This is a genomic window from Sphingomonas sp. CARO-RG-8B-R24-01 (assembly GCF_022662295.1).
Taxonomy (GTDB): domain Bacteria; phylum Pseudomonadota; class Alphaproteobacteria; order Sphingomonadales; family Sphingomonadaceae; genus Sphingomonas.
Genome location: NZ_JAKNQI010000006.1, coordinates 216,462 through 242,320, shown reverse-complemented (window position 1 = coordinate 242,320; position 25,859 = coordinate 216,462). Strand labels below are relative to the sequence as shown.

25 protein-coding genes are annotated in these 25,859 nt (G+C 67.1%); 12 read left to right on the top strand and 13 right to left on the bottom strand.

The features are described 5' to 3' along the window. Positions 1-4 precede the first annotated feature (4 nt). Positions 5-1,510 carry an RNA polymerase factor sigma-54 gene (rpoN, locus tag L8G49_RS13560; RefSeq protein ID WP_242186342.1) on the top strand — a complete coding sequence of 502 codons (1,506 nt, stop codon included), beginning with the start codon at positions 5-7 and terminating at the stop codon, positions 1,508-1,510. 79 nt (positions 1,511-1,589) lie between these two features. Here rpoN and L8G49_RS13555 read toward each other — a convergent pair whose 3' ends face one another. After that, entirely contained in the window at positions 1,590-2,588 is a 999-nt protein-coding gene (locus L8G49_RS13555; RefSeq protein ID WP_242186341.1) for a ligase-associated DNA damage response exonuclease, read from the bottom strand. Between the two features lie 117 nt (positions 2,589-2,705). On the opposite strand from L8G49_RS13555, the gene L8G49_RS13550 reads away from it, so the two are divergent. Beyond that, positions 2,706-3,125, top strand: a complete 420-nt coding sequence (locus tag L8G49_RS13550) for a hypothetical protein (protein ID WP_242138523.1) — start codon at positions 2,706-2,708, stop codon at positions 3,123-3,125. Positions 3,126-3,227: 102 nt separating this feature from the next. Next, a complete protein-coding gene (locus L8G49_RS13545) occupies positions 3,228-3,617 on the top strand; it encodes a hypothetical protein (protein ID WP_242138524.1) in 390 nt (129 codons plus the stop codon). Positions 3,618-3,671: 54 nt separating this feature from the next. Here the strand turns inward: L8G49_RS13545 and L8G49_RS13540 are convergent, their stop codons facing one another. After that, on the bottom strand, positions 3,672-4,304 hold the full coding sequence (locus L8G49_RS13540; protein ID WP_242138525.1) for a TMEM175 family protein: 633 nt from the start codon (positions 4,302-4,304) through the stop codon (positions 3,672-3,674). Between the two features lie 101 nt (positions 4,305-4,405). Between L8G49_RS13540 and hslV the strand changes: the two genes are divergently transcribed. Further along, positions 4,406-4,957: an ATP-dependent protease subunit HslV gene (gene hslV, locus L8G49_RS13535; protein WP_242186340.1), complete on the top strand. Its 552-nt coding sequence runs from the start codon at positions 4,406-4,408 to the stop codon at positions 4,955-4,957. 165 nt (positions 4,958-5,122) lie between these two features. Then, complete coding sequence (gene hslU, locus L8G49_RS13530; protein ID WP_242186339.1) at positions 5,123-6,418, top strand: ATP-dependent protease ATPase subunit HslU; 1,296 nt, start codon at positions 5,123-5,125, stop codon at positions 6,416-6,418. A 59-nt stretch (positions 6,419-6,477) separates the two neighbouring features. Here hslU and L8G49_RS13525 read toward each other — a convergent pair whose 3' ends face one another. The 8 genes from L8G49_RS13525 to L8G49_RS13490 all read right to left on the bottom strand — a co-directional run bounded on the left by L8G49_RS13525 (position 6,478) and on the right by L8G49_RS13490 (position 11,977). After that, positions 6,478-6,855, bottom strand: a complete 378-nt coding sequence (locus L8G49_RS13525) for a hypothetical protein (protein ID WP_242186338.1) — start codon at positions 6,853-6,855, stop codon at positions 6,478-6,480. Continuing rightward, positions 6,852-7,259 (bottom strand): hypothetical protein, encoded by a 408-nt coding sequence (locus tag L8G49_RS13520; RefSeq protein ID WP_242138529.1) that lies wholly within the window; start codon positions 7,257-7,259, stop codon positions 6,852-6,854. The genes L8G49_RS13525 and L8G49_RS13520 overlap by 4 nt, the downstream gene beginning before the upstream one ends. Before the next feature lie 49 nt (positions 7,260-7,308). Next, on the bottom strand, positions 7,309-8,043 hold the full coding sequence (gloB, locus tag L8G49_RS13515; protein WP_242186337.1) for a hydroxyacylglutathione hydrolase: 735 nt from the start codon (positions 8,041-8,043) through the stop codon (positions 7,309-7,311). Continuing rightward, positions 8,043-8,459 (bottom strand): VOC family protein, encoded by a 417-nt coding sequence (locus L8G49_RS13510; RefSeq protein WP_242186336.1) that lies wholly within the window; start codon positions 8,457-8,459, stop codon positions 8,043-8,045. The genes gloB and L8G49_RS13510 overlap by 1 nt, the downstream gene beginning before the upstream one ends. A gap of 227 nt (positions 8,460-8,686) precedes the next feature. Next, positions 8,687-9,445 carry a tetratricopeptide repeat protein gene (locus L8G49_RS13505; protein ID WP_242186334.1) on the bottom strand — a complete coding sequence of 253 codons (759 nt, stop codon included), beginning with the start codon at positions 9,443-9,445 and terminating at the stop codon, positions 8,687-8,689. Further along, a complete protein-coding gene (locus tag L8G49_RS13500) occupies positions 9,442-10,170 on the bottom strand; it encodes an alpha/beta hydrolase (RefSeq protein WP_242186333.1) in 729 nt (242 codons plus the stop codon). Before L8G49_RS13500 ends, L8G49_RS13505 begins: the two co-directional genes overlap by 4 nt. A 146-nt stretch (positions 10,171-10,316) precedes the next feature. Beyond that, complete coding sequence (locus L8G49_RS13495; protein ID WP_242186332.1) at positions 10,317-10,559, bottom strand: DUF6356 family protein; 243 nt, start codon at positions 10,557-10,559, stop codon at positions 10,317-10,319. Between the two features lie 11 nt (positions 10,560-10,570). Further along, entirely contained in the window at positions 10,571-11,977 is a 1,407-nt protein-coding gene (locus L8G49_RS13490; protein WP_242186330.1) for a Mur ligase family protein, read from the bottom strand. Positions 11,978-12,023: 46 nt separating this feature from the next. On the opposite strand from L8G49_RS13490, the gene L8G49_RS13485 reads away from it, so the two are divergent. The 4 genes from L8G49_RS13485 (at position 12,024) to infC (ending at position 17,149) form a co-directional block, all read left to right on the top strand. After that, complete coding sequence (locus L8G49_RS13485) at positions 12,024-12,839, top strand: LD-carboxypeptidase (protein WP_242186329.1); 816 nt, start codon at positions 12,024-12,026, stop codon at positions 12,837-12,839. A 135-nt stretch (positions 12,840-12,974) separates the two neighbouring features. Further along, positions 12,975-14,222 carry a methyl-accepting chemotaxis protein gene (locus L8G49_RS13480; protein WP_242186328.1) on the top strand — a complete coding sequence of 416 codons (1,248 nt, stop codon included), beginning with the start codon at positions 12,975-12,977 and terminating at the stop codon, positions 14,220-14,222. A 167-nt stretch (positions 14,223-14,389) separates the two neighbouring features. Beyond that, complete coding sequence (thrS, locus tag L8G49_RS13475; protein ID WP_242186327.1) at positions 14,390-16,381, top strand: threonine--tRNA ligase; 1,992 nt, start codon at positions 14,390-14,392, stop codon at positions 16,379-16,381. A gap of 264 nt (positions 16,382-16,645) precedes the next feature. Next, complete coding sequence (gene infC / locus L8G49_RS13470; RefSeq protein ID WP_232283442.1) at positions 16,646-17,149, top strand: translation initiation factor IF-3; 504 nt, start codon at positions 16,646-16,648, stop codon at positions 17,147-17,149. A 126-nt stretch (positions 17,150-17,275) separates the two neighbouring features. Here the strand turns inward: infC and L8G49_RS13465 are convergent, their stop codons facing one another. Further along, on the bottom strand, positions 17,276-20,020 hold the full coding sequence (locus tag L8G49_RS13465) for a [protein-PII] uridylyltransferase (RefSeq protein ID WP_242186394.1): 2,745 nt from the start codon (positions 20,018-20,020) through the stop codon (positions 17,276-17,278). Positions 20,021-20,096: 76 nt separating this feature from the next. Here L8G49_RS13465 and L8G49_RS13460 point away from each other — a divergent pair, with 76 nt between their 5' ends. Both L8G49_RS13460 and L8G49_RS13455 read left to right on the top strand, forming a co-directional pair. After that, entirely contained in the window at positions 20,097-20,984 is an 888-nt protein-coding gene (locus L8G49_RS13460) for an ion channel (protein WP_242138538.1), read from the top strand. A 67-nt stretch (positions 20,985-21,051) separates the two neighbouring features. Next, positions 21,052-21,741, top strand: coding sequence for a GNAT family N-acetyltransferase (locus L8G49_RS13455; RefSeq protein ID WP_242186326.1), 690 nt, complete (start codon positions 21,052-21,054; stop codon positions 21,739-21,741). Between the two features lie 161 nt (positions 21,742-21,902). Here the strand turns inward: L8G49_RS13455 and mutS are convergent, their stop codons facing one another. After that, the gene (mutS, locus tag L8G49_RS13450; protein ID WP_242186393.1) at positions 21,903-24,476 is read right to left on the bottom strand and encodes a DNA mismatch repair protein MutS; all 2,574 of its coding nucleotides are present in this window, start codon (positions 24,474-24,476) and stop codon (positions 21,903-21,905) included. A 138-nt stretch (positions 24,477-24,614) separates the two neighbouring features. After that, a complete protein-coding gene (locus tag L8G49_RS13445) occupies positions 24,615-25,367 on the bottom strand; it encodes an SDR family oxidoreductase (protein WP_242186325.1) in 753 nt (250 codons plus the stop codon). A 101-nt stretch (positions 25,368-25,468) separates the two neighbouring features. On the opposite strand from L8G49_RS13445, the gene L8G49_RS13440 reads away from it, so the two are divergent. Then, a complete protein-coding gene (locus L8G49_RS13440) occupies positions 25,469-25,855 on the top strand; it encodes a helix-turn-helix domain-containing protein (RefSeq protein WP_242186324.1) in 387 nt (128 codons plus the stop codon). Positions 25,856-25,859 lie beyond the last annotated feature (4 nt).

Below are 25,859 nucleotides of genomic sequence, written 5' to 3'. Positions count from 1 at the left end.
AGCGATGTCGCTCGCGCCTCGTCTCGATCTGCGCCAGTCGCAAGCGCTGGTGATGACGCCGCAGTTGCAGCAGGCGATTCGCCTGCTCGCGCTGTCCAATCTCGAGATCGAGGGGTTCCTCGCCGAGGAGATCGAGCGCAACCCGCTGCTGGAATCCGGTGAACCGAACGACGATGGCCCGACGCTGGAACGCGAGCCCGATATCGCGCCGCGGGACGAACCCGCCCCCGCCGACGAACTGCTAATGCAGGGTGGCGACACCGGGGAAGCATCGCTCGACGTCGACTTTACCGCAGAGAGCTTCCACCACGACAGCGTCGCGGACCAGCCCGGCGGCGCGGGGATGGACGGTGCGCTAGGGCTGAACGGCGCGACAAGCGGTGGCGCCGGGAGCGAGGATGGCCCCGACCTCGACTCCTTCACGACCGCCACGCTCAGCCTGTCGGATCACCTGCTTGCGCAGGCCGGGACCGCGGTCGACGGACCTGACTTGTTCATCGCCGCGCATCTGATCGACCAGATCGACGAGTGCGGCTATCTCACTGCGCCGCTGCTCGACATCGCGACCCGGCTGGGGGTGCCGCTGGCTCGGGTCGAAGCGGTGCTGGAAACGATCCAGACGTTCGATCCTACCGGTGTCGGCGCACGCGACCTTGCCGAATGCCTCGCGCTCCAGGCGCGGGAGGCGGACCGCTACGACCCGTGCATGGCGCGGTTGCTCGACCATCTCGATCTGCTCGCGCGGGGCGACCTCTCACGGTTGCGGCGGATCTGCCATGTCGACGACGAAGATCTCGCCGACATGATCCGCGAGCTGCGTGGCTACGACCCGAAGCCCGGCTGTCGCTTCGGGGGGGAGCCGGCGCAACCGGTCGTCCCCGATCTGTACGTCGCCAAGCGCAATGACGGCTGGGGCATCGAGATCAACGCCGCCACGCTGCCGCGCGTGCTGGTCAACCGCACCTATTATGTCGAGCTGTCAGCGGGAAAGACCGACAAGGCGTCCAAGGCGTGGCTGGGCGACATGCTCGCGAGCGCGAATTGGCTGATCAAAGCGCTGGACCAGCGGCAGCGGACGATCATCAAGGTCGCCACCGAAATCGTGAAGCAGCAGGAGGCGTTCTTCCTCCATGGCGTCGCGCACCTCAAGCCGATGACGCTGCGCCAGGTGGCCGAAGCAATCGAGATGCATGAATCGACGGTGAGTCGCGTGACCAGCAACAAATATCTGTCGTGCGCGCGGGGTCTGTACGAGCTCAAATATTTCTTCACCTCCGCGATCCAGTCCTCCGAAGGCGGGGATGCGGTGTCGGCGCAGGCGGTGAAATCCGCGATCAAGGCGCTGATCGCGGCCGAGGGGGATGCAATCCTGTCGGACGATACGCTGGTCGAGCAGTTGAAGGCCAAGGGCTTCGACATCGCGCGCCGCACCGTCGCCAAATACCGCGAGGCGCTCGGCATTGGCAGTTCCGTCCAGCGCCGCCGCGCGCGGGCGCTTGGGGCGGGGTGAAGCCGCGGGCGCAGTGGCGGACGGTGAGCATCAGTGCGGATAGAAGGCGGAGCGATACGGACCAAGGTGTAACGCCAGCCTAGTCGTCCTCATCCTCATACCCCACCAGCGCCAGCGCGCGCGCCTTCATCTGGCGGGTGGCGCACCAGTGTACGAGCGCATCCTCGCGCCCGTGCGTGACCCACACTTCCTTTGGGGCGATTTCGGTCAGCGTGTCGGTCAACTCGTCCCAATCGGCGTGATCGCTCAGAATCAACGGCAGCTCGATCCCGCGCTGCACCGCGCGCTGGCGGACCCGCATCCAGCCGGAGGCCATGGCGGTGATCGGGTCGGGCAGGCGGCGTGACCAACGGTCCGCCAGCGCACCCGGCGGGGCGATGACGACGTGCCCCATCATCTCCGCCTTGCTCGCCGCCGTCGCTGGGCGAAGCTCGCCGAGATCTACGCCATGCGCCTGATACAAGGCGCACAGCCGTTCGAGTGCGCCGTGGATATAGATTGGCGCGGCATGTCCGCGGACGCGCAGTTCCGCGATCACGCGCTGCGCCTTGCCGAGCGCATAGGCGCCGACCAGCACGCAGCGGTCGGGATTGGCGTGAAGGGCTGCGATCAGCTTGTCGATCTCGTCCCCGGTGTCGGGGTGGCGGAACACCGGCAGCCCGAACGTCGCCTCGGTGATGAACACGTCGCACTGCACCGGCTCGAACGGTGCGCAGGTCGGATCCGGCCGACGCTTATAGTCGCCCGAGACGACGATCCGTTCCCCACGATAGTCGAGCACGATCTGTGCGGAGCCCAGCACATGCCCGGCGGGGACGAAGGTCGCGCGCACCTCGCCGAAATCGTGCGTCTCGCCGTAAGCGACCGGATGCCCCGCCTGCTCGCCGTAGCGCGCGTCCATGATCGCGAGCGTCTCGGGCGTTGCCCACACCGCGCCATGCCCGCCGCGCGCATGGTCGGCATGGCCATGCGTCACCAGCGCGCGCGGCGTCGGGCGCGACGGGTCAACCCACACGTCGGCGGGTTTGACATGAATGCCATGGGGTTGCGGATCGATCCAGTCGCCGAGTTTTGCCATCCGACCCATGTGGGGGCGGTGACACGCGCGCGCCATTGCCGGGTCATGCAAAAGGTGGAGCGGCAACCATTCGGCGGGCCATGCATTTCTCCAGCGTAACGAACAGGGAGATATCCGATGCGTGCACTCACTCTTGGTTTGCTGGCTGCGTCAACGCTGATTGCCGGTTGCGACGAATATGGCGGCCGCCCGGGCGGTTATGGCGATAACCGCTACGCGCAATATGATTATGACCGGCCGGATCCGTCCTACAACGGTTATGATGCGTCGCGCTATTATCGGGACGATCGCCGCCATTATCAGGAGCGTCGCCTCTCGGAGAACGATCGGGTCTATCGCGGCAGCGACGGGCGCTACTATTGCCGCCGTAACGACGGCACGACCGGGCTCGTGGTCGGCGGCATCGCTGGCGGGGTTCTGGGCGCGGCGATTGCCCCGGGTGGCTCGGGCCTACTCGGTGCCCTGATCGGCGGTGCGGGCGGTGCGCTTGCGGGCAAGGCGATCGACAAGAACGGCAGCGACAACCGCTGCCGTTGAGTGGGTAGGGAGCGCGGTTCCGAAGGGACCGCGTTCCCGCCGTACCGGAACGCTCCCGGCGATGGACCGTTGACCACCCTCAGCATCCGACAAAGGTCCATCATGAGCAAGACGCACAAACATCACCCGAAAAAACCGCCGCATGCGGCCGGCAAGCCCGAGCCCAAGCGTCCATCCCGGACCATCAGCACGGCAACCGCCTGGTCGATCGGTGCGGCCGCGATCGCGGCCGGCGCGGGTATCGCTGCGTTTCTGACGCGGGGCAGGATTGCGGCGCTGCTGTCGGGGTCCGCTGCCGAGGGCCATGTTCCGACCGACTTGCTCGACCCGAAGCGCAATGCCGACGATCGTGCTATCGCCGATTTCCGTCCCGACATGTCGGCACCGATGACCGCTGCGGAACGGGAGGCGCTTCGCCCTGCGACCGGCCCGGCACCCTCGATGGTCGCGTCGCGTGGTACCATGAACGCACAGACGGGCGCGTCCAACTAACATCTCTTGCAGGATCGGCCGCCGTGCGCGCTGGCGGCCGACCGCGTCGGCGGGTCAGCGTCCGGCGTATCGACGATGCACGATGCGGCGGATGAGCGCTTGAAACGCGATGATCGACAGCAGGCCGGCCTGGCTGAACCGTGCATCGACGAACGCAATCCCTAACGACAGCAGCGCGCCTGCAACGACGCCAAAGCTGCGCGTCCGTGCCAATGTCACGGCTTCCGAAGGGACATCGTCCCGTACGATATCCGTCGCCGTGGCCAAGCGGGTCACCCGCAGGCTCAGCAACCCACTCACGACCAGCGTAAGCGCATAGACGATCGATGGCACGAGCATGCCGGCATTGGCGCTCATGAAGGCCGTCGCGAACGGCAGGAACACGATGGCGCACAGCAGCTGGAGATTGGGACCGACCAGACGATCGGAATAATGGCCGGCAAGGCCGAACGCGCGGTGATGCCCTGTCCAGAACGCGCCGATGACGAAGAAGCTGACGAAAAACCCGACAAAATTGGGCAGCAGCGCCAGCAGCGCCGCGACATACGCCTGCCACGGCGACCCGAACGGCAGATGCGGGGGATGGACTTCGATGATCAGCAGCGTGATCGCGATCGCAAAGACGGCGTCCGAGAAGAAGATCATGCGTTCGAGCGGATGATCCGGTTTATGTCCGTTATGCGACATCGTGCGTTTTCCCCCGGGTTTGCGGCCGGTTATCGACGACCCAGGGTCGCTTGCGCAAGCGACCGATTGCACCCCGTCCAACGCCGCCCCATATCGCTGCCATGAGTGGAAACGAAACGGTGTGGCACGGCACTACGATCCTGTCCGTGCGTCGCAATGGTCGTGTCGTCGTCGCCGGGGACGGCCAGGTGACACAGGGCCAGACGGTGATGAAACCCAACGCCAAGAAGGTGCGGCGGCTCGGCGACGGATCGGTGATCGCGGGCTTCGCCGGCGCCACCGCGGATGCGTTCACGCTGTTCGAACGGTTGGAGCGCAAGCTCGAGCAGCATCACGGGCAGCTGCTACGCGCCGCGGTCGAGCTGGCCAAGGACTGGCGGACCGACAAATATCTGCGCAACCTGGAAGCGATGATGATCGTCGCCGACAAGGAGGTTACGCTGATCCTGACCGGCAACGGTGACGTGCTCGAGCCCGAAGCGGGCGTCGCGGCGATCGGGTCCGGTGGCAATTACGCGCTCGCGGCGGCACGCGCACTGGTCGATTACGAGAGCGACGCCGAGACGATCTGCCGCAAGGCAATGGCGATCGCGGCGGAGGTCTGCGTCTACACCAACGACCGGCTGACCGTGGAAAGCCTCGAAACGAGCTAACCTATAAAGCCCCTCCCCTTCAGGGGAGGGGTTGGGGTGGCGACGTGGGAAACATGCCCCCCGGCCGAACACCAGGAACTGCCCCACCCCAACCCCTCCCCTGAAGGGGAGGGGCCTAAGAGAGACCCTACCCCTTCCCGAAGGGGACGGGCTTGAGAGAGACCCATGAACGACTCCCTGACCCCCAAGGCCATCGTCCGCGCGCTCGACGCGCACATCATCGGGCAGGCCGACGCCAAGCGCGCGGTTGCGGTTGCGCTGCGCAACCGGTGGCGGCGCCAGCGGCTTGGTGATGACCTTCGCGACGAGGTCAGCCCGAAGAACATCCTGATGATCGGACCGACCGGTTGCGGCAAGACCGAGATCAGCCGCCGCCTCGCCAAGCTGGCCGACGCGCCGTTCATCAAGATCGAGGCGACCAAGTTCACCGAGGTCGGCTATGTCGGCCGCGACGTCGAGCAGATCGCGCGCGACCTGGTCGAAGAAGCGGTCCGGCTGGAAAAAGAGCGCCGCCGTAGCGCGGTCAAGGACAAGGCCGAGGAAGCGGCGATGGCACGGCTGCTCGATGCGTTGACCGGCAAGGGCGCGAGCGAGGCAACGCGGGAAGCCTTCCGCCAACGCCTCCACGACGGGCATCTGCGCGACACCGAGATCGAAATCGAGCTCGAGGCCGCGCCGCAGATGCCGTTCGAGATGCCTGGCAGCGGCGCGCAGATGATCAACCTGTCCGAGATGATGGGCAAGGCGTTCGGCAGCGGCCAGATGAAGCGCCGCAAGCTGACCGTGCCCGCCGCCTGGGACAAGCTCGTCGAGGAAGAAGCCGACAAGCGCTTGGACCAGGACGAGGTGAGCCGCGTGGCCTTGGCGGATGCCGAGGCGAACGGGATCGTCTTTCTCGACGAGATCGACAAGATCGCGGTCAGCGACGTGCGCGGCGGGTCAGTCAGCCGCGAAGGCGTGCAGCGTGACCTGCTTCCCTTGATCGAGGGAACGACAGTGTCGACCAAATACGGGCCGATGAAGACCGACCATGTGTTGTTCATCGCGAGCGGCGCGTTCCATGTCGCCAAGCCGTCCGACCTGCTGCCCGAGCTGCAGGGGCGCCTGCCGATCCGGGTCGAGCTGAAGGCATTGACCGAAGACGATTTCGTCGCGATCCTCAGCGACACCAAGGCATCGCTCACCCAGCAATATGTCGCGCTGATCGCGACCGAGGGCGTGACGATCACCTTCACCGACGACGGCATCCGCGCGATCGCGAAGATGGCGGCACTGGTCAATGGCGACGTCGAGAACATCGGCGCGCGGCGATTGCAGACGGTGATGGAGAAGCTGCTCGAGGACATCAGCTTCAACGCCGAGGATCGTGGCGGAGAGACGATCGCGATCGATGCGGGCTATGTCGAGACGCATCTGGCGGGGATCGCGCGCAATACCGACCTCAGCCGATTCGTGCTGTAGAATTGGGCACGCTTCAATGTATCGTAAACCCGGGGCAGGGTAGTCGTGGTGCGAGCCGGTCAGCGTGTCGTCTTCACCTTGTTCCACGGTACGAACATGCCGATCCGACACCGTGGCCCCGGAATACCGATGCCCCCGCGTTGCAACGTGTAGATCATGTCGTTGCGGCACAATTGCCCGCCGTGGATCTCGGTCACGATGATGGCGTCGGTATCGAGCCCGGGGCAGGCGGCCGGCAGGTCGTTTCGCCAGATCCGCGGTCCGTCCTGGTACAGCAGGACATGATCGTTCATCGCTTGCGGCGTCAGCTGGCGGCTCGTCGACAGGCAGGTTTCCGCTGTGCCCGCGGTTCGCCCTGCCAATGCCTTGTCGAGATCACGCGTGTCCGAAGCCGTCGTCGCGCCCATTGCGAGCATCGCCAGCGCTAGGCGGATCACGGCTTGCGGTACCGGACGAACGGCCCGAACGTACAGCTGCCGCTCGGCACCCGCGAGACGAGGTCGACCGTCTGAATGATGTCGCCGCGACACAATTGCCCGGTGTAGCTCTTGGTGATGATCGCATCCCCCCGGCGCAACCCGAAGCATCCACCGTTGGTATCGGTACGATAAATGTCGTTGCGATTGAACTTGTACAGGATCGTGTCGCCGACTCGGGACGTGTCATTGTAGTTGCGCTGCTGGATACATTCCTGCGGCCTGCCGGGGACAAGTCCAGCCAGCTGCTTGGCGAGGTCGGCCTGGTCCTTTGCCGCCTGACGTTCCTGGAAACCGCGGCTGTCTGCCGACACGGCGGTTCCGCCGGCGACCAGCAGCGCGGCGGGCAAAAGCAAGCGTAGCATCGCGATCATCCTCTTCCTGATGTCGCCCCCGGCGGTGATCCTACTCCCATCAGCCGCGGAAAGCATCCTTCTCTGCGCGCCGTTCGGCGAGCTGTTGTGCAGAGGACGCGCGAAGGAACGGGTTGGTTGCGCGCTCCAGCGCGATCGTCGTCGGAACGGTCGGCCTGCCGAGCGCGCGCTGTGCGTCGACGTCGCGCATCCGCGCGGTGATGCCGGCGTTGTCAGGCTCGGCGGCGGCGGCGTAGCGGCCGTTCGACGCGGTATATTCGTGCGCGCAATAAACGACGGTCTCGTCGGGGAGCGCGGCGAGGCGCTGCATGTTGCCGAACATCTGCGGCGCATTGCCCTCGAACAGGCGGCCGCAGCCCATGGCGAACAGCGTGTCGCCGCTGAACAGCAGCGCATCGTCCACCATGTGGAAGACGATGTGCCCGGCGGTGTGACCCGGCGTCTCGATCACGCGCGCGACATGGGAGCCGATGCGCACGCTGTCGCCCTCGCGCAAACCGTAGTCGAGCGTCGGGATCCGTTCGGCTTCGGCCGATGGGCCGCTGACCTTGGCGCCGAGCGCCTTGATCGCGGCGTTGCCGCCGGTGTGATCGGGATGCCAGTGGGTGTTCCAGATCTGCGAGATCGTCCAGCCCCGCTCGCCGACCGCCGCTATGACGGGGTCGGCTTCGCTCGGGTCGACCACGACCGTCTCGTTCGAGACGGGATCGTGGATCAGCCAGACGTAATTGTCGCTGAGCGCGGGGACGCAGACGATCTCGAGATCGGTCGCCATCACCAGACGCCGGTATTCGGCATCGAGGCCCACGGCTCGGCGGGTTCGAGCGCGCCGCCATCCTGGAGCAGCTCGATCGAAATGTCGTCGGGCGTGCGGACGAATGCCATGTAGCCGTCGCGCGGCGGGCGGTTGATCGTCACACCGGCGTCCATCAGCCGCTGGCAGGTCTCGTAGACATTGTCGACGCGGTACGCGAGATGCCCGAAATTGCGGCCGCCGTCATATTCTTCCGGATCCCAATTGTGGGTCAGCTCGACCTGCGCGTCATGATCGCCGGGGGCGGCGAGGAAGATCAGCGAGAAGCGGCCCTTGTCGTTGTCGATCCGACGGACCTCCTCGAGCCCGAGCAGTTTGAAGAAATCCATCGTCGCGGTCGGATCGGCGACACGGATCATTGTGTGCAGATATTTCATCGTGCTGGGGCTCCCTTGGTTGCCTGGTCAGATAGGGGTGCCCTTTGCACTTCGCTAGGCTGGGGCGTGATCTGGCTGCAGAGAATGCGCCCCCGACGAAGGCGGGTGCCCAAGCGCGACACGTCGATGTGAGAAGGCGGCGCATTGTTCCATTGGGCACCTCCCTTTTGCCCCGGCCTTCGCCCGGGAGGGCTCTTGTACGTTGACGGCAGGGACTCGCCGGCGGGCTATGGTGCCCCGCTGAACTGCCGCAGCGCAGCCGCCGCGGCCTTGCCCGAGGGACTATCGGGCCGCAGGTCGACCGCTTGTTGCCACGCGGCCTTGGCGTTGGTCGCATCGCCCGCCTTCGCTGCGATGTTTCCCGCCTCGAGCTGGACGTCGCTGTCGTCGCCGCCGAGCCGCAGCGCCTCGACAATATCCTTCCTGGCCCGCGGCATGTCGCCGTCGCGCCGCGCGAGGGTCGCCGACAACAGCCAGGCCAGCGGATCCGCCGGCACTTCGCCGAGCGCCCGGTCGAGATCGTCGCGCGCGCCTTCGGTATCGTTCGCCGCAACCAGCGCGCGGGCGCGGTCGAGATGCGCTTCGCCAAGTGGGAGCCCGGTCAGCGTCCCGCTCGCGATGGCGGCATCAAGCGCCGTGCGGGCCTTGGAGGGATCGCCCGCGGCGAGCCAGGCATTGCCGGCCTGTGCCCAGTAGTTTGCACTGCGCGCATCCTTCGCCTTTTCGGCAGCGGTCGCCGCGGCTTCGAACGCGGCGGAGGCGGCGGGCCAGCGTTGCTCGCGGCTGTACGCCATGCCGAGGCACTGGCTCGCAAGGAACGCGCCGCCGCCGAGCTTCCATTGCCCGGCTTCCGCCTCGGCCCCGGCCGGATCGCTATTCGCACGGTCGAGGCAATGCTCGTAGCGCGTCCGTTCGGTCGAGGCGGGGCCGACGGGCGCGGGCCCCATCGGTGTGGCGGCGGCTTGGGCGAGGAGCAGCAGGATCATAAGGCGGGCGTTACATCCTCGATCGCCTGGATCAGCTGCGCGATATCGGACTCGCGCGACAGGCGGTGGTCGCCGTCCTTGATCAACGACACCTGCACGTCGGCTGAACGGATCAGCTCGGCAAGCCGGACGGTGCGGTTGTAGGGCACTTCGGCATCCGCCATTCCCTGCAGCAGGCGCACCGGGCAATCGACCGCTATGACCCCCGCCATCAACCGGTTGGCTTCGCCCGACTGCCAGAAGGCGCGGGTGTAGACGGTCGGCGCGGGACCGTAGGGCGACGGGCGTTCGAGCCGGCCCTCGGACAGCAAGGCAAGCTTGTCCTCGGTCGTGAAGCCCCAGTCGGTAAAGTCGGGCGCGGGCGCGACGCCGACCAGCGCCGCGACCTTCGCGGGATGGTCACGCGCGACAAGCAGCATCAGCCACCCGCCCAGCGACGACCCGACCAGGATCGCGGGGCCCGTAACGAGCTGGTCGAGCGCGTTCAGTACGTCGTCGCGCCAGTCGGCGAGTGTCTGGTCCTCGAACGCGCCTTCGCTCCTGCCGCAGCCGCCATAATCGAACCGCACGAACCCGCGCCCGTTCGCGGCCGCCCAGGCTTCGAGCGCAAGCGCCTTGCTGCCGGTCATGTCCGACCCGTAGCCAGGCAGGAAGACGACCGTCGGGCCGGTGCCCTTGGTGCGGTGGAACGCGAGCCGGGGGCGTTCGACTTTGGTGATGGTCATTGCATTACTCGCGGATGGGGGAAGGCGTGGTCTCACTGACCGTCGTTCTCCCGCGCAGGCGGGAGTCCAGGGTTACGGGCGTAGGGTCTGGCAACCCTGGGCCCCGGCCTTCGCCGGGGAACTAAGACGTTGAATAGTAAGGCGCGTCAGATCACGTAATCGACGCTGCGCACCTGCGCGACCTCGCCACGCTTGACGACCATCCGGCGATGCAACTTGGCGACCGTGCTGCTGCCGCTGGTCTTGCACCAGGCCGGCACGAACGCATGGACCACGGCGCCCAGCCCGCCGACGATCATCGTCATCCCGAAGCGCGACGCGACGCCGAAATGCTCGGTGTAGCTTTCGCCGACGGTGGCGGGATGGTCGAGGAACAGGCGTCGGAACATGAGCTTCTCCTTCAGGCGGCAGGCGCGCCGGACTTGGTGGCGATCCGGGCCAGCAGGTCGGCGGCGAGCTGGCTGAGCGTATCGTCGCGGGCTCCCATTACCACGATCCGGTCGCCGGGGCACGCCTGCTCGACCAGCCAGGTCGCGGCATCGGCGCGGTCGGGGATGTAGCGTGCGTGGTCGCCGATCCCGGCGACGATATCGGCGCTCGTCACTTCGCGCGAAACGGTGCCTCCCTGATAGACCGGATCGGGCAGCACCAGCCGGTCGTCGTCGCGAAGATGATCGCGGAACATCGCGATCAGTTCATGGCGCATGATTTTGAGCGGGCCATAGCCATGCGGCTGGAACAGCACCAGCAACCGCCCCGGGAAGGCGTGGAGCGTGGCCAGCGTCGCGGCGATCTTGTCGGGATTGTGCCCGAAATCGTCGATCACGGTGACGCCGCCCGCAACGCCGACCAGTTCGAACCGTCGTTTGAGCCCGGTGAACCCCTCGATCGCCTTGACCGCCTCCTTGAGCGGCACCCCCGCTGCGCGGGCCGCACCGAGCGCTGCCAGCGCGTTGGAGACGTTGTGCGCGCCGGGCACCGACAGGCGGACGCGCTGCGTCTCGCCCTTGGCCACCAGGTCGAAGGTGATCGCGGACGGGGCAGGGGCGAGGGCGGTCGCGCGCAGGTCCGCGCTCTGGTCGATCGCGAACGTCACCAGCCGCGCCGGATCGAACCCGCGCGCCAGTGCCGCTGCCTCGGGATCGCCGACGTTGAGGATCGTCGTCTCGGCCTTCGCCGCGAAAGCAGAGAATAGCGTACGCAATTCCTCGAGCGACTTGTGGTCGAGGCTCACGTTGTTGAGCACCGCGATCTTCGGCGCATAGAGCGCGATCGACCCGTCGCTCTCGTCGACTTCGCTGACGAACGCTTCGCCATCGCCCACCAGCGCGCTGGCGAAGGGGGCATCGTCGGCCACGAAATTCTTCATCACCGCGCCGTTCATCACGGTCGGGTCGCGCCCACAGGCGTGGAGAATCCAGCCGATCATCCCCGTCACGGTCGACTTGCCGCTCGTGCCGGCAACGCCGATCGGCAGCGTGCTCGCGTTGAAGAGCGAGGCGAGCAGCTCGGGACGGCTCAACCGCGCCGTGCCGACGCGCTCCGCCGCCACGATGTCCGCGACGCTCGGCTCGACCGCGGCCGAGGCGACGACGATCTGTTCGGCCGAGGTGACGCCCGAGCCATCCTGCGCGAACAGCGTGACGCCTTTGGCGGCAAGGTCGTCGAACTTCGCGGGCAGGCGTCCGGCGTCCAGCGTCCGGTCCGAGCCCGCCACGGTGGCACCGCGCCCGGCCAGGATCATCGCGAGCGGCATCATCCCGCTGCCGCCAATGCCGACGAAGAAGTAGGGTTTGCCGTTGGTCATCCTGCGGCGCTATCGCGGGTCAACGGAAATCGCCACGGGAAATGTGATGAAGATCGGAGTGGTGGCCCCCGCGCGGGGCATCGACGCGGCGCTCGCGGCGCGCGCGCAAGGGCTTGCGGCGGTGGTCGCGCCCGAGGTCGATCTGGTCGTCCACCCGCAATGTTTCCTGTCGGACGGGCATTTCGCCGGGTCGGACGCGGTGCGGACGGCGGCCTTCGTCGAGCTGGCGAACGATCCGACGATCGATGCAATCTGGTTCGCGCGCGGCGGCTATGGCTCCAACCGGATCCTGCAGGCCGCGATCCCCGCGCTTGGCGCGGCGGCGCGGCGCAAGACCTATCTCGGTTTCTCGGACATGGGGTTCCTGCTCGGGGCGCTCTATGCCGCGCGGATCGGGCAGCCGGTCCATGGGCCGATGGTCTCCACGGCCGGCAGCGGAGACGGCGGGATCGGGTTCAGCCGCGCGCTGTTGTGGCTGACCAGGAAGGACCGATCGGTCCTGGAACCCGGGCTGGACGGGCGCCCCGCAGCGGCGTTCAACCTCGCGATCCTGACCGGGTTGATCGGGTCGCCGTGGCTGCCAGACCTGACGGACCACGTCCTGATCGTGGAAGAAGTATCCGAGCCGCTGTACCGGATCGACCGCATGTTGTTCACCATGGCGCATGCGACGCAGCTGAAGGGGATCGCCGGGGTACGGCTCGGGCAGATCACCGAGGTGCAGGCGAACGAACCGGTGTGGGGCGAGACGATCGAGACGATGATCACGCGCTGGTGCGGCGAAATGCGCGTGCCGTATTTGGGACGCGCCGAGATCGGTCATTATCGCGGCAATCGTGTGGTGCCGTTCGGCGTCGCCTAACGCAAAAAAGATTCCTCCGCGCCGCGTCCGGCGACCCCGCTTTCTATGATGGAGGCAGCGTGGCGTCGCACGCCATCAACAGCGTGAGGATTTCTTATGAACTGGTTCCGGGCTGATGCGCCTATCCGTATGAAAATGTTGGTGTCTTACGGAATTTTCGTGGCGTTGCTGGGCGTGACGACACTGGCGACCGCGCTTGCGTCGCCGTCGGTTGCATTGTGGGTCGCGCTCGGCGCGACTGGCGTGGGCGCCGTTCTGGCGCATCTGTTCCGGGAAGCGGTCTGCGTCCCCTATGTCTCGACGGTGGTGCGCATGGAGGGGCTTGCGGCGGGTGACCTCGATACCCCGATCGCCTTTACCGACTATAAGGATTGCGTCGGACGGATGACCAAGGCCATGCAGACGTTTCGCGCGACCGCGCAGGAGCAGATCGCCCTCAACGCAGAATCGCAGCGCAATTCCGAGATCGTCCAGCGCATGTCCGAAAACTTCGCACGGATGTCGAATTGCGACCTGACCGCCGATATCGTCGAGGACTATCCCTCAGTGTATCAGCCGCTCAAGACCGCGTTCAACGAGGCGCTTGCGAATTTGCGCACGCTGCTCGGCTCGGTGATGTCGAGCACCGGCAACATCCAAACCGGCTCGAGCGAAATCGCGCAGGCCGCGAGCGACCTTGCGCGCCGGACCGAAAGCAACGCGGCGAGCCTTGAGCAGACCGCCGCTGCGATCCAGCAGGTCGATGCGCGGCTGAAGGCGACAGCGCGCGCCGCGACGCAGTCGGTCGAGACGTCCGAGCAGGCAAAGACCGCAGTGCTCGAGGGTCGGTCGCGTACCGATGTCGCGGTCCAGGCGATGACTCGTGTGCTCGACAGCGCCAAGGGGATCGACGACGTGATCGAGGGGCTCGACAAGATCGCGTTCCAGACCCGCGTCCTCGCAATGAACGCAGCGGTGGAAGCGGGTCGGGCCGGTGATGCCGGACGCGGCTTCGCGGTGGTCGCGGATCTCGTCAGTGCGCTGGCGATGCGCGCGGAGGAAGAGGCCAAGCGCGCGCGGGACCAGTTGAGTGTGACCCGCCTCGACATCGGTGCGGCGGTGGATGCGGTGCAGGAAGTCGACAGCGCGTTCGGCGTCATCCTGACCTCGGGCGAGCAGGCGGCACGCCTTGCCGAGCAGATCGCCAACGACAATGCAGCGCAAGCGAGCGCGATCAGCGAAGTCAGCAGCGCCGTGCATGAAATGGATACCTCGACCCAGCAGAATGCGGCGATGGTCGAGCAGACCTCGGCGGCGGCGCGCAACCTGACCGATGAGGTCGTGCAGCTCGCGTCGCAGGCGGACCGGTTCCAGGTCGAGCCAGCGCGTCGCGCCTATGCCTGAACGGACAGGGCTGCGCCGATAGCGGGAAGGGGCGCGCCGGGCGTGCCCCTTTTCGCGTGCCGGGGGCACCGATTCCACGACAGGGTGACGGATCGCGCGCGCTTGCCTATATCGGCGCACCCGGCTTAAGCCGCGGCTTCCCTCCATCACGGAAAGACCCTGTCCTCATGTCCGCGCTGTTCCGCATCTCGCTACCCGACGGTTCCGTCCGCGAGGTAGCCCCGGGGACTACCCCGGCGGACATCGCTGCGGCGATCGGTCCGGGTCTCGCCAAGGCGGCGATCGCCGCGCGCGTCGATGGCGAGTTGCGCGACATCATGCGCCCGTTCGATGGCGACAGCGCGCTCGCGCTCGTCACCGCGCGCGACGAGGCGGATGCGCTCGAACTCGCGCGCCACGATCTCGCGCATGTCATGGCGGAAGCGGTGCAGCATTTGTTCCCCGGCACGCAGATCACCTTCGGCCCGGCGACCGACGACGGCTTCTATTACGATTTCGCGCCGAAGGATCGCCCGTTCACCGACGACGACCTGCCCGCGATCGAGGCCGAAATGCGCGCGATCATCGGGCGCAACGAGCCGTTCGTCCGCGAAGTGTGGAGCCGCGAGCAGCTGATCGAGACGTGGCAGCAGCAAGGCGAGACGTTCAAGGCCGAATGGGCCGCCGAGCTTCCCGACGGCGAGGAACTGACGATCTACCGTCAGGGCAAGTGGCTCGACATGTGCCGCGGGCCGCACATGGTCTCGACCGGCAAGCTCGACCCGAACGCGTTCAAGCTGACGCGCGTGTCGGGCGCTTACTGGCGCGGCGACCAGAAGAACGCGATGCTCAGCCGCATCTACGGCACCGGCTGGCTCAACAAGAAGCAGCTCGATGCGCATCTGACGATGCTCGAGGAAGCGGGCAAGCGCGACCACCGCAAGATCGGGCAGGAAATGGATCTGTTCCATCTCCAGTCCGAGGCGCAGGGCTCGGTCTTCTGGCACCCCAAGGGCTTCATCCTGTGGCGGCAGCTCGAGGCGTACATGCGCCGGCGGCTCGACGCGGCGGGCTATGCCGAGGTCAAGACCCCGCAGCTGATGGACGCGCGCCAGTGGGAGCAGTCGGGCCATTGGGGCAAGTATCGCGAGAATATGTTCGTGGTGCCCGACGAGATTCCCAACACCGAGGATGACGCCGCGGTGTTCAGTGGCACCGCCGACCTGATGGCGCTGAAGCCGATGAACTGCCCCGCGCACGTGCTGATTTTCCGCCAGGGGATCAAATCGTATCGCGACCTGCCGATCCGCATGGCCGAATTCGGCTGCTGCCACCGCAACGAGCCGCACGGCGCGCTCCACGGGATCATGCGCGTCCGCCAGTTCACGCAGGACGACGCGCATATCTTCGTCCGCGAGGACCAGCTCGTCGCCGAGGTGCAGCAATTCTGCGAATTGCTCGACAGCGTCTACCGCGACCTCGGGTTCGAGGATTATGCGGTCAAGTTGGCGCTGCGGCCCGAGAAGCGGTTCGGCACCGAGGAAATGTGGGACCAGTCCGAGGACGAGCTGCGCAAGGCGGTGCTCGGATCCAACCTCAGCGACTCGATCAAGGCGAAGTTCGAGGAATTGCCGGGCGAGGGCGCGTTCTATGCACCAAAGCTCGAATTCCACCTGACCGACGCGATCGGGCGGACGTGGCAGGTCGGCACGATCCAGTCGGACCGCGTGCTGCCCGAGCGACTCGACGCATCGTACGTTGGTGCCGACGGCGAACGCCATCGCCCGATCATGCTGCATCGCGCGATCCTGGGGACGTTCGAACGCTTCATCGGCATCCTGATCGAGCATCACGCCGGGCGCTTTCCGCTGTGGCTGTCGCCGGTGCAGGCGGTGGTCGCGACGATCGTGTCGGATGCAGACGATTATGCGCGCGAAGTTGCCGAGAAGCTCAAGGCGGCGGGGATCCGGGTCGAGACCGATCTGCGCAACGAGAAGATCAACTACAAGGTGCGCGAGCATTCGCTGGCGAAGGTTCCGAACCTGCTCGTCGTCGGCAAGCGCGAGGCCGAGGAAGGCAAGGTCGCGCTGCGCCAGCTGGGCAGCGAGCGGCAGCAATTCCTGACGCTCGACGACGCGATCGCGATGCTGACCGAAGCCGCCAAGGCCCCGGACCTGTAACCGGCTCCTTCTTAGCCCCTCCCCTTCAGGGGAGGGGTTGGGGTGGGGCAGTCCCAAGCGCCACGCTCGGTGAGACACGGCCCCACCCCCGGCCCCTCCCCTGAAGGGGAGGGGAGTCTCGCAGCGCGAAACCACCCCCCGCCCGGATCGTCACGTCGTGCACGACCGCATCTTTCGTTTCCCCCCGAAAACCCCTATATACACCCGTCAACGACCAGAGGAGCTACACCTATCCGACCCCCGATGAACCGCCAGGCGCCGCCGATGAATGGCCCTCGCTTCAATGAATTCATCCAGTCCGCCAAGGTCCGCGTGATCGACCAGGACGGCGAGAACCTTGGCGTGATGTACACGCGCGAGGCGATGGAGCAGGCGCGCGAGGTCGGTCTCGACCTGGTCGAGGTGTCGCCCAACGCCGATCCGCCCGTCGCCAAGTTCCTCGATGTCGGCAAGTTCAAGTACGAGGCGCAGAAAAAGGCGAACCTAGCGCGCAAGTCGCAGAAGACGCAGGAGATCAAGGAGATCAAGATGCGTCCGAACATCGATGACCACGATTACGACACCAAGATGAAGAAGGTGCTCGAGTTCATCGACGAAGGCGACAAGGTCAAGATCACGCTCCGCTTCCGCGGCCGCGAGCTCAGCCACGGCCAGCTCGGCATGGCGCTGCTCCAGCGCGTCCAGGCCGACGTGACCGAGACCGCCAAGGTCGAGGCCTATCCGCGCATGGAAGGCCGTCAGATGCTGATGGTCCTCGCGCCGAAGTAACGCCCGATGTGCTTCCCCGGCGAAGGCCGGGGCCCAGCAGGACCGGTGGGTGTTGAAAGCGCAACGCCTGTTACCACGACCTGCGCAACTGGGCCCCGGCCGTCGCTGGGGAGGCCGCATCGTAAGCTACGCTGCCTCCACCAGCCGCTCCCCCGCCGCAGCACCTAGCAGACGGCGCTCGATCGTGCGCAACCGACTTCCGGCACCGATCTTCTCGCCCGTGAGGTCGGTAAGATAGAACGTATCGACCGCGCGCTCGCCGTACGTTGCGACATGCGCCGAATGGATCGTCACCTTCGACTGGAACAGCGCGTGCGCCAGTTGGTGCAACAGCGCCGGCCGGTCGCGCGCGTTGACCTCGATGACGGTAAACCGGTTCGACGCCTTGTTATCGATCAATACGTTGGGCGCGATCGGAAAGGCTTCCGCACGCGTCCGCACCAGCGGTTTCGCCAGCAGGCGCTCGACCAGCTTGACCCGGTTGGCGAGCGCGTCCTCGATCGCCTTCTTGAGCCGCACCAGCTGCCCCGCCTCGTCGAACGGACGGCCCATCGGATCCTGCACCAGGAAATTGTCGAGCGCCATGCCGTCGCGCGTCGTATGGATCCGCGCGTCGATGATGTTCCCCCCGGCAATGCTGATCGCACCTGCGATCCGATAGAACAACCCGGGATGATCCGCGGCATAGACCGTCACCAGCGTCGCGCCGCGCTCGGGATAGACCCGCGCCGCAATCGAAAGGGCGGTCTCACCGGCCTGCGCGATCAGCGCGGCATTGTCGGCGATCACGTCCTCGGGCTCGGCGACCCAATAGGGTTCGGGCAGTTTCGCGACGAGCGATCCGAACCTCGCATCGTCCCACCCCAACGTCTCGCGCAGCGCGCTCTGCTTCGCGGCGATCCGTTCGGTCCGGCCCTTCTGCTTGTGGCCAAGCCGCAGCACTTCCTCGCCCGATTCGTACAAATCGGCGAGCAACTGGCGTTTCCAGCCGTTCCATACCCCCGGACCGACCGCCCGGATGTCGACCACGGTCAGCACCAGCAATAGCCGCAACCGCTCGGGACTTTGAACGACGGCGGTGAAATCGAGGATCGTCTTGAAGTCGGAAAGGTCGCGCTTGAAGGCGGTCGCGGACATCAGCAAATGCCAGCGCACCAGCCAGGCGACCGTCTCGGTCTCCGCCGGGCTGAGGCCGAGCCGCGGCGCGAGCCGTTCGGCCACTTCGGCGCCCAGCACCGAATGGTCGCCGCCGCGCCCCTTGGCGATATCGTGGCACAATACCGCGACATACAGCGCGCGGCGCGAGACGATCTGCTTGAGCAGCGCGGCACACAGCGGGTGATCGGCATCGAGCTCACCGCGCTCGATCCGCGCGAGCAGCCCGATCGCGCGGATCGTATGCTCGTCGACGGTGTAGTGATGATACATGTCGAACTGCATCTGCGCGACGACGCGGCCGAAATCGGGAACGAAGCGCCCGAACACGCCTGTCTCGTTCATCCAGCGCAGCACCGTCTCAGGGTCGCGGCGGCTGGTCAGCACGTCGAGGAACAACGCGTTCGCGGTCGGGTCCTGCCGGATCTCGTCGGCAAGCTTCGCGTCGCGCGACGCCGCGCGCATCGCCAGCGGATGGATCTCGAGCCCATGCTTGTCCGCAAGCGCGAACAGCTCGATCAGCCGGACCGGCTTCTCCGCCAGGAAATCGTCCGAGGGCAGCGCGAGCCGCCCGCGCACCAGCGTAAAGCCGTTGAGCTTACGCGGCGAGCGCCGCAGCACCGGGAAACCGAAACGCCGCCCGCGCGCCGCGAACTTTTCGTCAAGATGCGCGAGGAACACCCCCGTCAGGTCGCCCGCGGTGCGCGCCTGGAGGAAGTAATAATGCATGAACCGCTCGACCTTGGATTTGCCCGGGCGGTCGGCGAAGCGCATGCGCTCGGCAATCTCGCGCTGGAGGTCGAAAGTCAGGCGGTCCTCGGCGCGCCCCGAAATCGCGTGGAGGTGGCAACGCACCGCCCACAGGAAATTCTCGGCGCGGTGGAACTGGCGATATTCGTCGCGACTGAGCAGACCCGCCTCGACCAGCTCGCCCGGCTCGGTGACGTTATACGCGTATTTGCCGATCCAGAAGAGCGTGTGCAGGTCCCGCAGCCCACCCTTGGCCTCCTTGACGTTGGGCTCGACGACATAGCGTGTGTCGCCCATCTTGTGGTGCCGCACGTCCCGCTCGGCGAGCTTGTCCGCGATGAACTGGCGCGCGGTATCGGCCTGGACCTCCGCCTTGAAGCGATGCGCGGCCTCGTCGTACAGCGGCTGGTCGCCCCACACGTAGCGCGCCTCCAGCAAGGCGGTGCGGATCGTCACGTCGCTCTTCGCCTGCCGCACCATTTCGTCGAGCGACCGGCTGCTGTGCCCGATTTTCAGCCCCAGGTCCCACAGTGCATAGAGCATCGTCTCGATCACCTGCTCGGCCCAGGGCGGCTGCTTGCCCGGGGTGAGAAACCCGACGTCGATGTCCGAATAGGGCGCCATCTCGCCGCGGCCGTAGCCGCCGACCGCGATGATCGTGATCCGCTCAGCAGCGGTGGGGTTGCTGACCGGGTAAACTCGCTGGACCGTGAAATCATAGAGCAACCGGAGCAATTGATCGGTCAGGAACGCCTGGCCAGCCGCGGCCTCGAGCCCACGCGAGGGATGCTCGACCAGTCGCCGCCCGATCTCCGCGCGACCAGCGTCGAGCGCCTGTTTGAGCAGCAGCGTCGCGGCGGCGCGGAGCGCGGTACGGTCGCCCTCCAGCGCGGCGAGGGCATCGGCGACGGTGCGGCGGTCGATGATCGAACGCCGTTGCGGCAGAGATTCAAAACGGGGGGGCATTCCCGCTAGATAGGGTGTGCGCCGGGGAACGTCACGCGGCTTGACGGACTTGCGCGCTTCGCCAAGGCTGATCGACATGACCAGACATCCGCGTCGCCAGATCGTCCAGTTGGGCGGGTTTCCCGCGGTGAAGACCGGCGCGCCGTCGCCCTATGACGATCTCTATTACTGGGTGATGGAGATGAGCTGGCCGTGGTTCATCGCGCTCGTCTCGGCGAGCTTCGTCGCGATCAACCTGGTGTTCGGGACGATCTACGCGCTGCTTCCCGGTGCGATCGGGACGATGGCGCCGGGGTCGGTGGTCGACGGCTTCTTCTTCTCGGTCGATACGCTGGGGACGGTCGGCTATGGCGTGATGGCACCGGTGACCCGGCTGGGCCATGCGATCGCCGCGGTCGAGATCCTGATCGGGCTGTTCTTTTCCGCGACGATCACCGGGCTGATCTTTGCGCGCTTCGCCCGTCCGCGCGAGAGCCTGATCTTCAGCGACGTCGCGGTGATCGGGCGCTATCAGGGCAAGCGTGCATTGATGGCGCGGATCGCGTCGAAACGCTCGCGCCCGCTGGCGGATGCGACCGCGCAGATGAGCTGGCTCGAGCTGGTTCATGTCGGGGATGGCCGTACCTTCCGGCGGATGACGGAACTGCCCCTGGTACGGAACCAGAACCCGATGCTCGGGCTGGCGTGGACGCTGGTGCATATCCTGGACGACGACAGCCCGGTGCTGGACGCGCTCGCCAACGGTACCGAGCGATTCATCCTGACGCTGTCGGTGAGCGGGATCGACACGCTGCTGGCAAGCCAGTCGCTGGGGGGCAAACGCTATGGGCGCGAGACGATCCTGGTCGACCATGAGTTCGTCGACGTCATCAGCGACGACAATGGCACGACGCATCTCGATCTGCGGTTGCTGCACGATACCGTGCCGATCGGGGATGCGGTGCTGACGATCGGGTCGGCGTGACCGGGCGCGCATGTTTGGGAGCAAGGCGTGGGATGCGGCCGCGGACCCTGGGTGGTCAGGGAGTGGCATGACCGATACGCGCTCCGACACCCCGCTCGACCGACCAATCTGGCATAGTCTGACCGGACGCCATGCCGCGCTCGCGCTTGGGGATTCGCGCGCGGTGCGGTTCAGGCCCGACGTCAACCTGTTCGGCGCCGCGGCGGATGAGTCGCCCGAGGCGTTGGACGCGCTTGCCGGGTTGATAGCGGAGGGCGGGACGCTCGGACTGCTTGGCGTCGGCGCGGCGGCGCCGCTTCCCGGGACAGTCGTGGTGTCGGAGCGGCGGCTGAACCAGATGGTTGCGACCCGGCTGAACCGCGCCGCCCGCGCGGTGGAGATCGTGCCGCTGGGGGATGCCGATGCTGGCGAAATGCTCGACCTTGCGACGCTCACCGCGCCGGGGCCGTTCTTCGCGAAGACGCATCTGCAGGGGGGCTATATCGGCGTGCGGCGCGGCGGGCGGCTGGTCGCGATGGCGGGCGAGCGGATGAAGGTGCCGGGGTTCAGCGAGATCAGCGCGGTGTGCACGCATCCGGATCATCGCGGGCAGGGCTTCGCGCGGGCGTTGATGGAAGCTGTGCTCGTACCGCTGCTGGAGCGCGGGGAGGGGGTGTTCCTGCATAGCTACGGGGACAATCCTGCGGTGGGGTTGTATCGTGTGCTCGGGTTCGAGGTGCGGCGCGAGATGACCTATACCGTGGTGGCGCGGGGGTGAATTGCCCCGGTGGGTAAGGCGGGCGGCTTCCATAAGGGCGCTTCCCCGGCGAAGGCCGGGGCCCAGGAGCGGAACGCCGAGTGGTCGCGCGCTGCGCCCCTTTGGCAAAACGCCCGTAACTGGGCCCCGGCCTTCGCCGGGGAAGCGACTGGGGGAGAACGCTACCCCCGCGCCAACCCCTTCAACCGGTACAGCGTCTCCAGCGCCTCGCGCGGCGTTAGCGCATCCACATCGAGCGCCTCGACCTCGGCGCGGATCGCGTCGCATTCCTCTTCCTCCGCCTCGATCGCGGCGGCGAACAGCGGCAGGTCGTCGAGCCCCGCCGCCAGCCCGCCGGTCTTCGCGCGCCCCGCTTCCAGCTTCGCGAGCACCGCCTTGGCGCGCGCGATCGTCACCGGCGGCAACCCCGCGAGCCGCGCCACCGCCAGCCCGTAGGAGCGGTCCGCCGGCCCCTCGGACACTTCGTGCAACAGCACCAGCTCGCCCTTCCATTCGCGCGCGCGGACGTGGTGGAGCGTCAGCGCCTCGCACCGCTCCGCCAGCCGGGTCAGCTCGTGATAATGCGTCGCGAACAGGCAGCGGCAGCGATTGTCGTCATGGATCGCCTCGACCACCGCCCAGGCAATCGCGAGCCCGTCGTAGGTCGATGTCCCCCGCCCGACCTCGTCGAGGATGACGAAGCTGCGCGGCGTCGCCTGCGCGAGGATCGCGGCGGTCTCGACCATCTCGACCATGAAGGTCGAGCGGCCGCGCGCCAGATTGTCCGATGCGCCGACCCGGCTGAACAGCCGGTCGACCAGCCCCAAGGTCGCGGCGGTCGCGGGGACGAAGCTCCCCGCCTGCGCGAGCACCGCGATCGCAGCGTTCTGGCGCAGGAAGGTCGACTTGCCACCCATGTTCGGCCCGGTGACAAGCCACAGCCGCGAATCCTCCGACAGGCGGCAGTCATTGGCGACGAACCGCTCGCCGCGTTTCGCGAGCGCATCCTCGACCACCGGGTGACGCCCGCCGGTAATGTCGAAACAGGCGTGGTCGACCAGCTCGGGGCGCGCCCAGCCGCCTTCGCAACCGCGCTCGGCGAGCGCCGCCGCGACGTCGAGCCGCGCGAGCGCATCGGCGGTTGCGGCGATCGCCTCGCGCCGGTCGAGCGCGGCGGCGACGAGATCCTCGAGATGCGCCGCTTCCGCCGCAAGCGCATGGGCGCCCGCCTGCGTCACCTTGGCCGCGACCTCGTGGAGCTCGGGCGCGTTGAAGCGCACCGCGCCCGCCATCGTCTGGCGGTGGATGAAGCCGCTGTCGGGCTTCATCAGTCCGTCCGCCGACCGCGCCGGCACTTCGATATGATAGCCGAGCACGCCGTTGTGGCGGATCTTGAGCTGCGCCACCCCGGTACGGGCGCGGAAGTCCGCCTCGAGCGCGGCAATTGCACGTCGCCCGCCCGCGCCCGCATCGCGCAGATCGTCGAGCGCGGCGTCATAGCCTGCCGCGATATAGCCGCCGTCCGACGAATCGATCGGTGGCGCGGGGACCAGCGCGCGCGTCAGCAAGTCGATCAGCGCGCCGTGTCCGCGCAGGCGCGGGGCAAGGTCGGTGAGCAATGCCGGGGGCGCGGCAATCGTGCCTAGCCGCTCGCCGAGCCGCCATGCGCCGTCGAGCCCGTCGCGCAACTGTCCGAGATCGCGCGGCGAACCGCGCCCCGCAGCGAGCCGCCCGAGCGCGCGGCCGATATCCGCCATGCTGCGGAGCGTCCCCCGAAGCGACTCGCGCAATCCCCCGTCATGGGTCAGCAACGCGACCAGATCGAGCCGCGCTTCGATCGGGCCGCGCGCCATCAGCGGTGCGCCGATGTCCGCGCCGAGCAGCCGCGCGCCCGCCGCAGTGACGGTCCGGTCGATCGAATCGAGCAGACTGCCCTTGCGGACGCCGGTGGTGGTCTGGGTCAGTTCGAGGCTCTCGCGCGTCGCGGCGTCGATCGCCATGTGCTGTGCGCTCGCACCGAGCCGGGGCGGGCGGAGGAACGGCATCGCGCCCTTGGCGGTATGGTCGAGATAGGCGACGAGGCCCCCCGCCGCCGATAGCGCGGCGCGGTCGAACTGCCCGAACCCGTCGAGCGTCGCGACCGCGTAGAGCGCCTTGAGCCGCGCCTCGCCACGCGCGCTGTCGAACTCGGCGCGCGGGCGGAGCATCGTGGCGAGATCGGCAAAGTGGCTATCGTCGCACACGATCGTCTCGGCGGGGGCGAGGCGGGCGATCTCGGCGCCCAGCCCGGCGGCGTCGCAGGCGATCAGCTCGAACCGGCCGGTCGAGATATCGGCGGCGGCGATCGCGACTCCGCCGCCCGCCTCGCCGATCGCGACGCACCAATTGGCGGTGCGCGCGTCGAGCAAAGCTTCCTCGGTCAGCGTGCCCGCTGTCACCAGCCGGACAATTGCACGTGAAACCAATGTCTTACCGCTACGCTTCTTGGCCTCGGCGGGGCTTTCGGTCTGCTCGGCGATCGCGACGCGGTGCCCGGCCTTGATCAGCCGCGCGAGATAGCCGTCGGCGGCATGGACCGGCACGCCGCACATCGGGATCGGTACGCCGTGATGCTCGCCGCGCGCGGTCAGCGCGATGTCGAGGCAGGCGGCGGCGATCTTGGCGTCGTCGAAGAACAGTTCGAAGAAGTCGCCCATCCGGTAGAACAACAGGCAATCCGCCGCCTCCGCCTTGAGCGCGAGATATTGCGCCATCATCGGCGTGGGGGCGGCGGAAGGGGACGTGGGGGTCTGCGGAGGCGCCATCCCGGTGCGATACCGCCCCGATCGGGGAAAGGAAACCGCCGCGGCGTTATCCGTTTCCGGGGGGCTTGTCCCGTCACCCCGGCCGCATCCTCAATGCGCGCCGTTGAGCATCCCGAACACCGCATCGTACCGCCCCGCGCGCTCCGCATCGCGCAGGAACTTGACGCGCTCGACGGTATTCTCCGGCCCCGTCGGGTTCGCCTCGAGCAGCGCCATCGTTTCCGCGATATAGGCATCGAGCGGCATCGAATTGGGGTTGGTCGCCTGTCCCGGCATCAGGTCGGTCGCGACCGCAGGCGGCGCGATCTCGATCACGTCGATCCCGAGTCCTGCCACCTGCGACCGCAGCGACTGCGACCAGCTGTGGATTGCCGCCTTGGTCGCGGAATAGGTCGGCGTGACGACCAGCGGCACGAACGCCAGCCCCGACGACACCGTCAGGATCGCCGCATCCGCCTGTTTGCGCAGCTGTGGGAGCAGCGCGGCGGTCAGCCGGATCGGGCCGAGCAGGTTGGTCGCGATCATCGCCTCGGCGTCGGCGAGGTCATAGCGCTCGGCCGCCATGTTCTCGGGCCGCATGATCCCGGCATTGTGGACCACGACGTTGAGCGCCGGATGATCGGCGACGATCCGCGCCGCAAAGCGGGTGATGTCGGCTGCGTCCGCGACGTCGAGCAAGGCGGTCGCGATCCCCGGCAGGTCGCGCGCCAGCGCCTCCAGCGGTTCCGCCCTGCGCCCGGCGACGATGACGTGGTTGCCGCGTGCGTGAAACTGTTCGGCGAGCGCCCGGCCGATGCCCGACCCGCCGCCGGTGATGAGAATGGTGTTGTCGGTCATCTTCATGCTGCTTCTCCTGCCCCCGATTGGCCAGCCGCAAATATGACGTGTACTCTCCAACGGAAAGTAGGCACCGCAATGTATGGTACTTACCGAGAGGAAACCGAGTGGCCGTCTCGCATGACTATCCGCAAGACCTCGACCCCCGGATCGAGGCGCTCGTCACCGAGGTGATCGGGCGCGTCGCGGACAAATGGACGATGATCACGCTGGAAGTGCTGACCGAGCACGGCGAACTGCGTTTCTCGCGGATCGCGCAGCTGGTCGAAGGGATCAGCCAGAAGATGCTCACCCATACGCTCCGCCAGATGGAGCGGGACGGGCTGGTGATCCGTACGATTCATCCGGTGATCCCGCCCAAGGTCGAATACCGCCTGACCGATCTCGGACTCACGCTGGCCGAGGCCTTCTGCGGGGTGTGGGCGTGGGCGGCGCAGAATGTCGACCGGATCACCGCGGCGCGCGCCGCCTTCGACAGCCGTAGCGTCGACTAGAGGC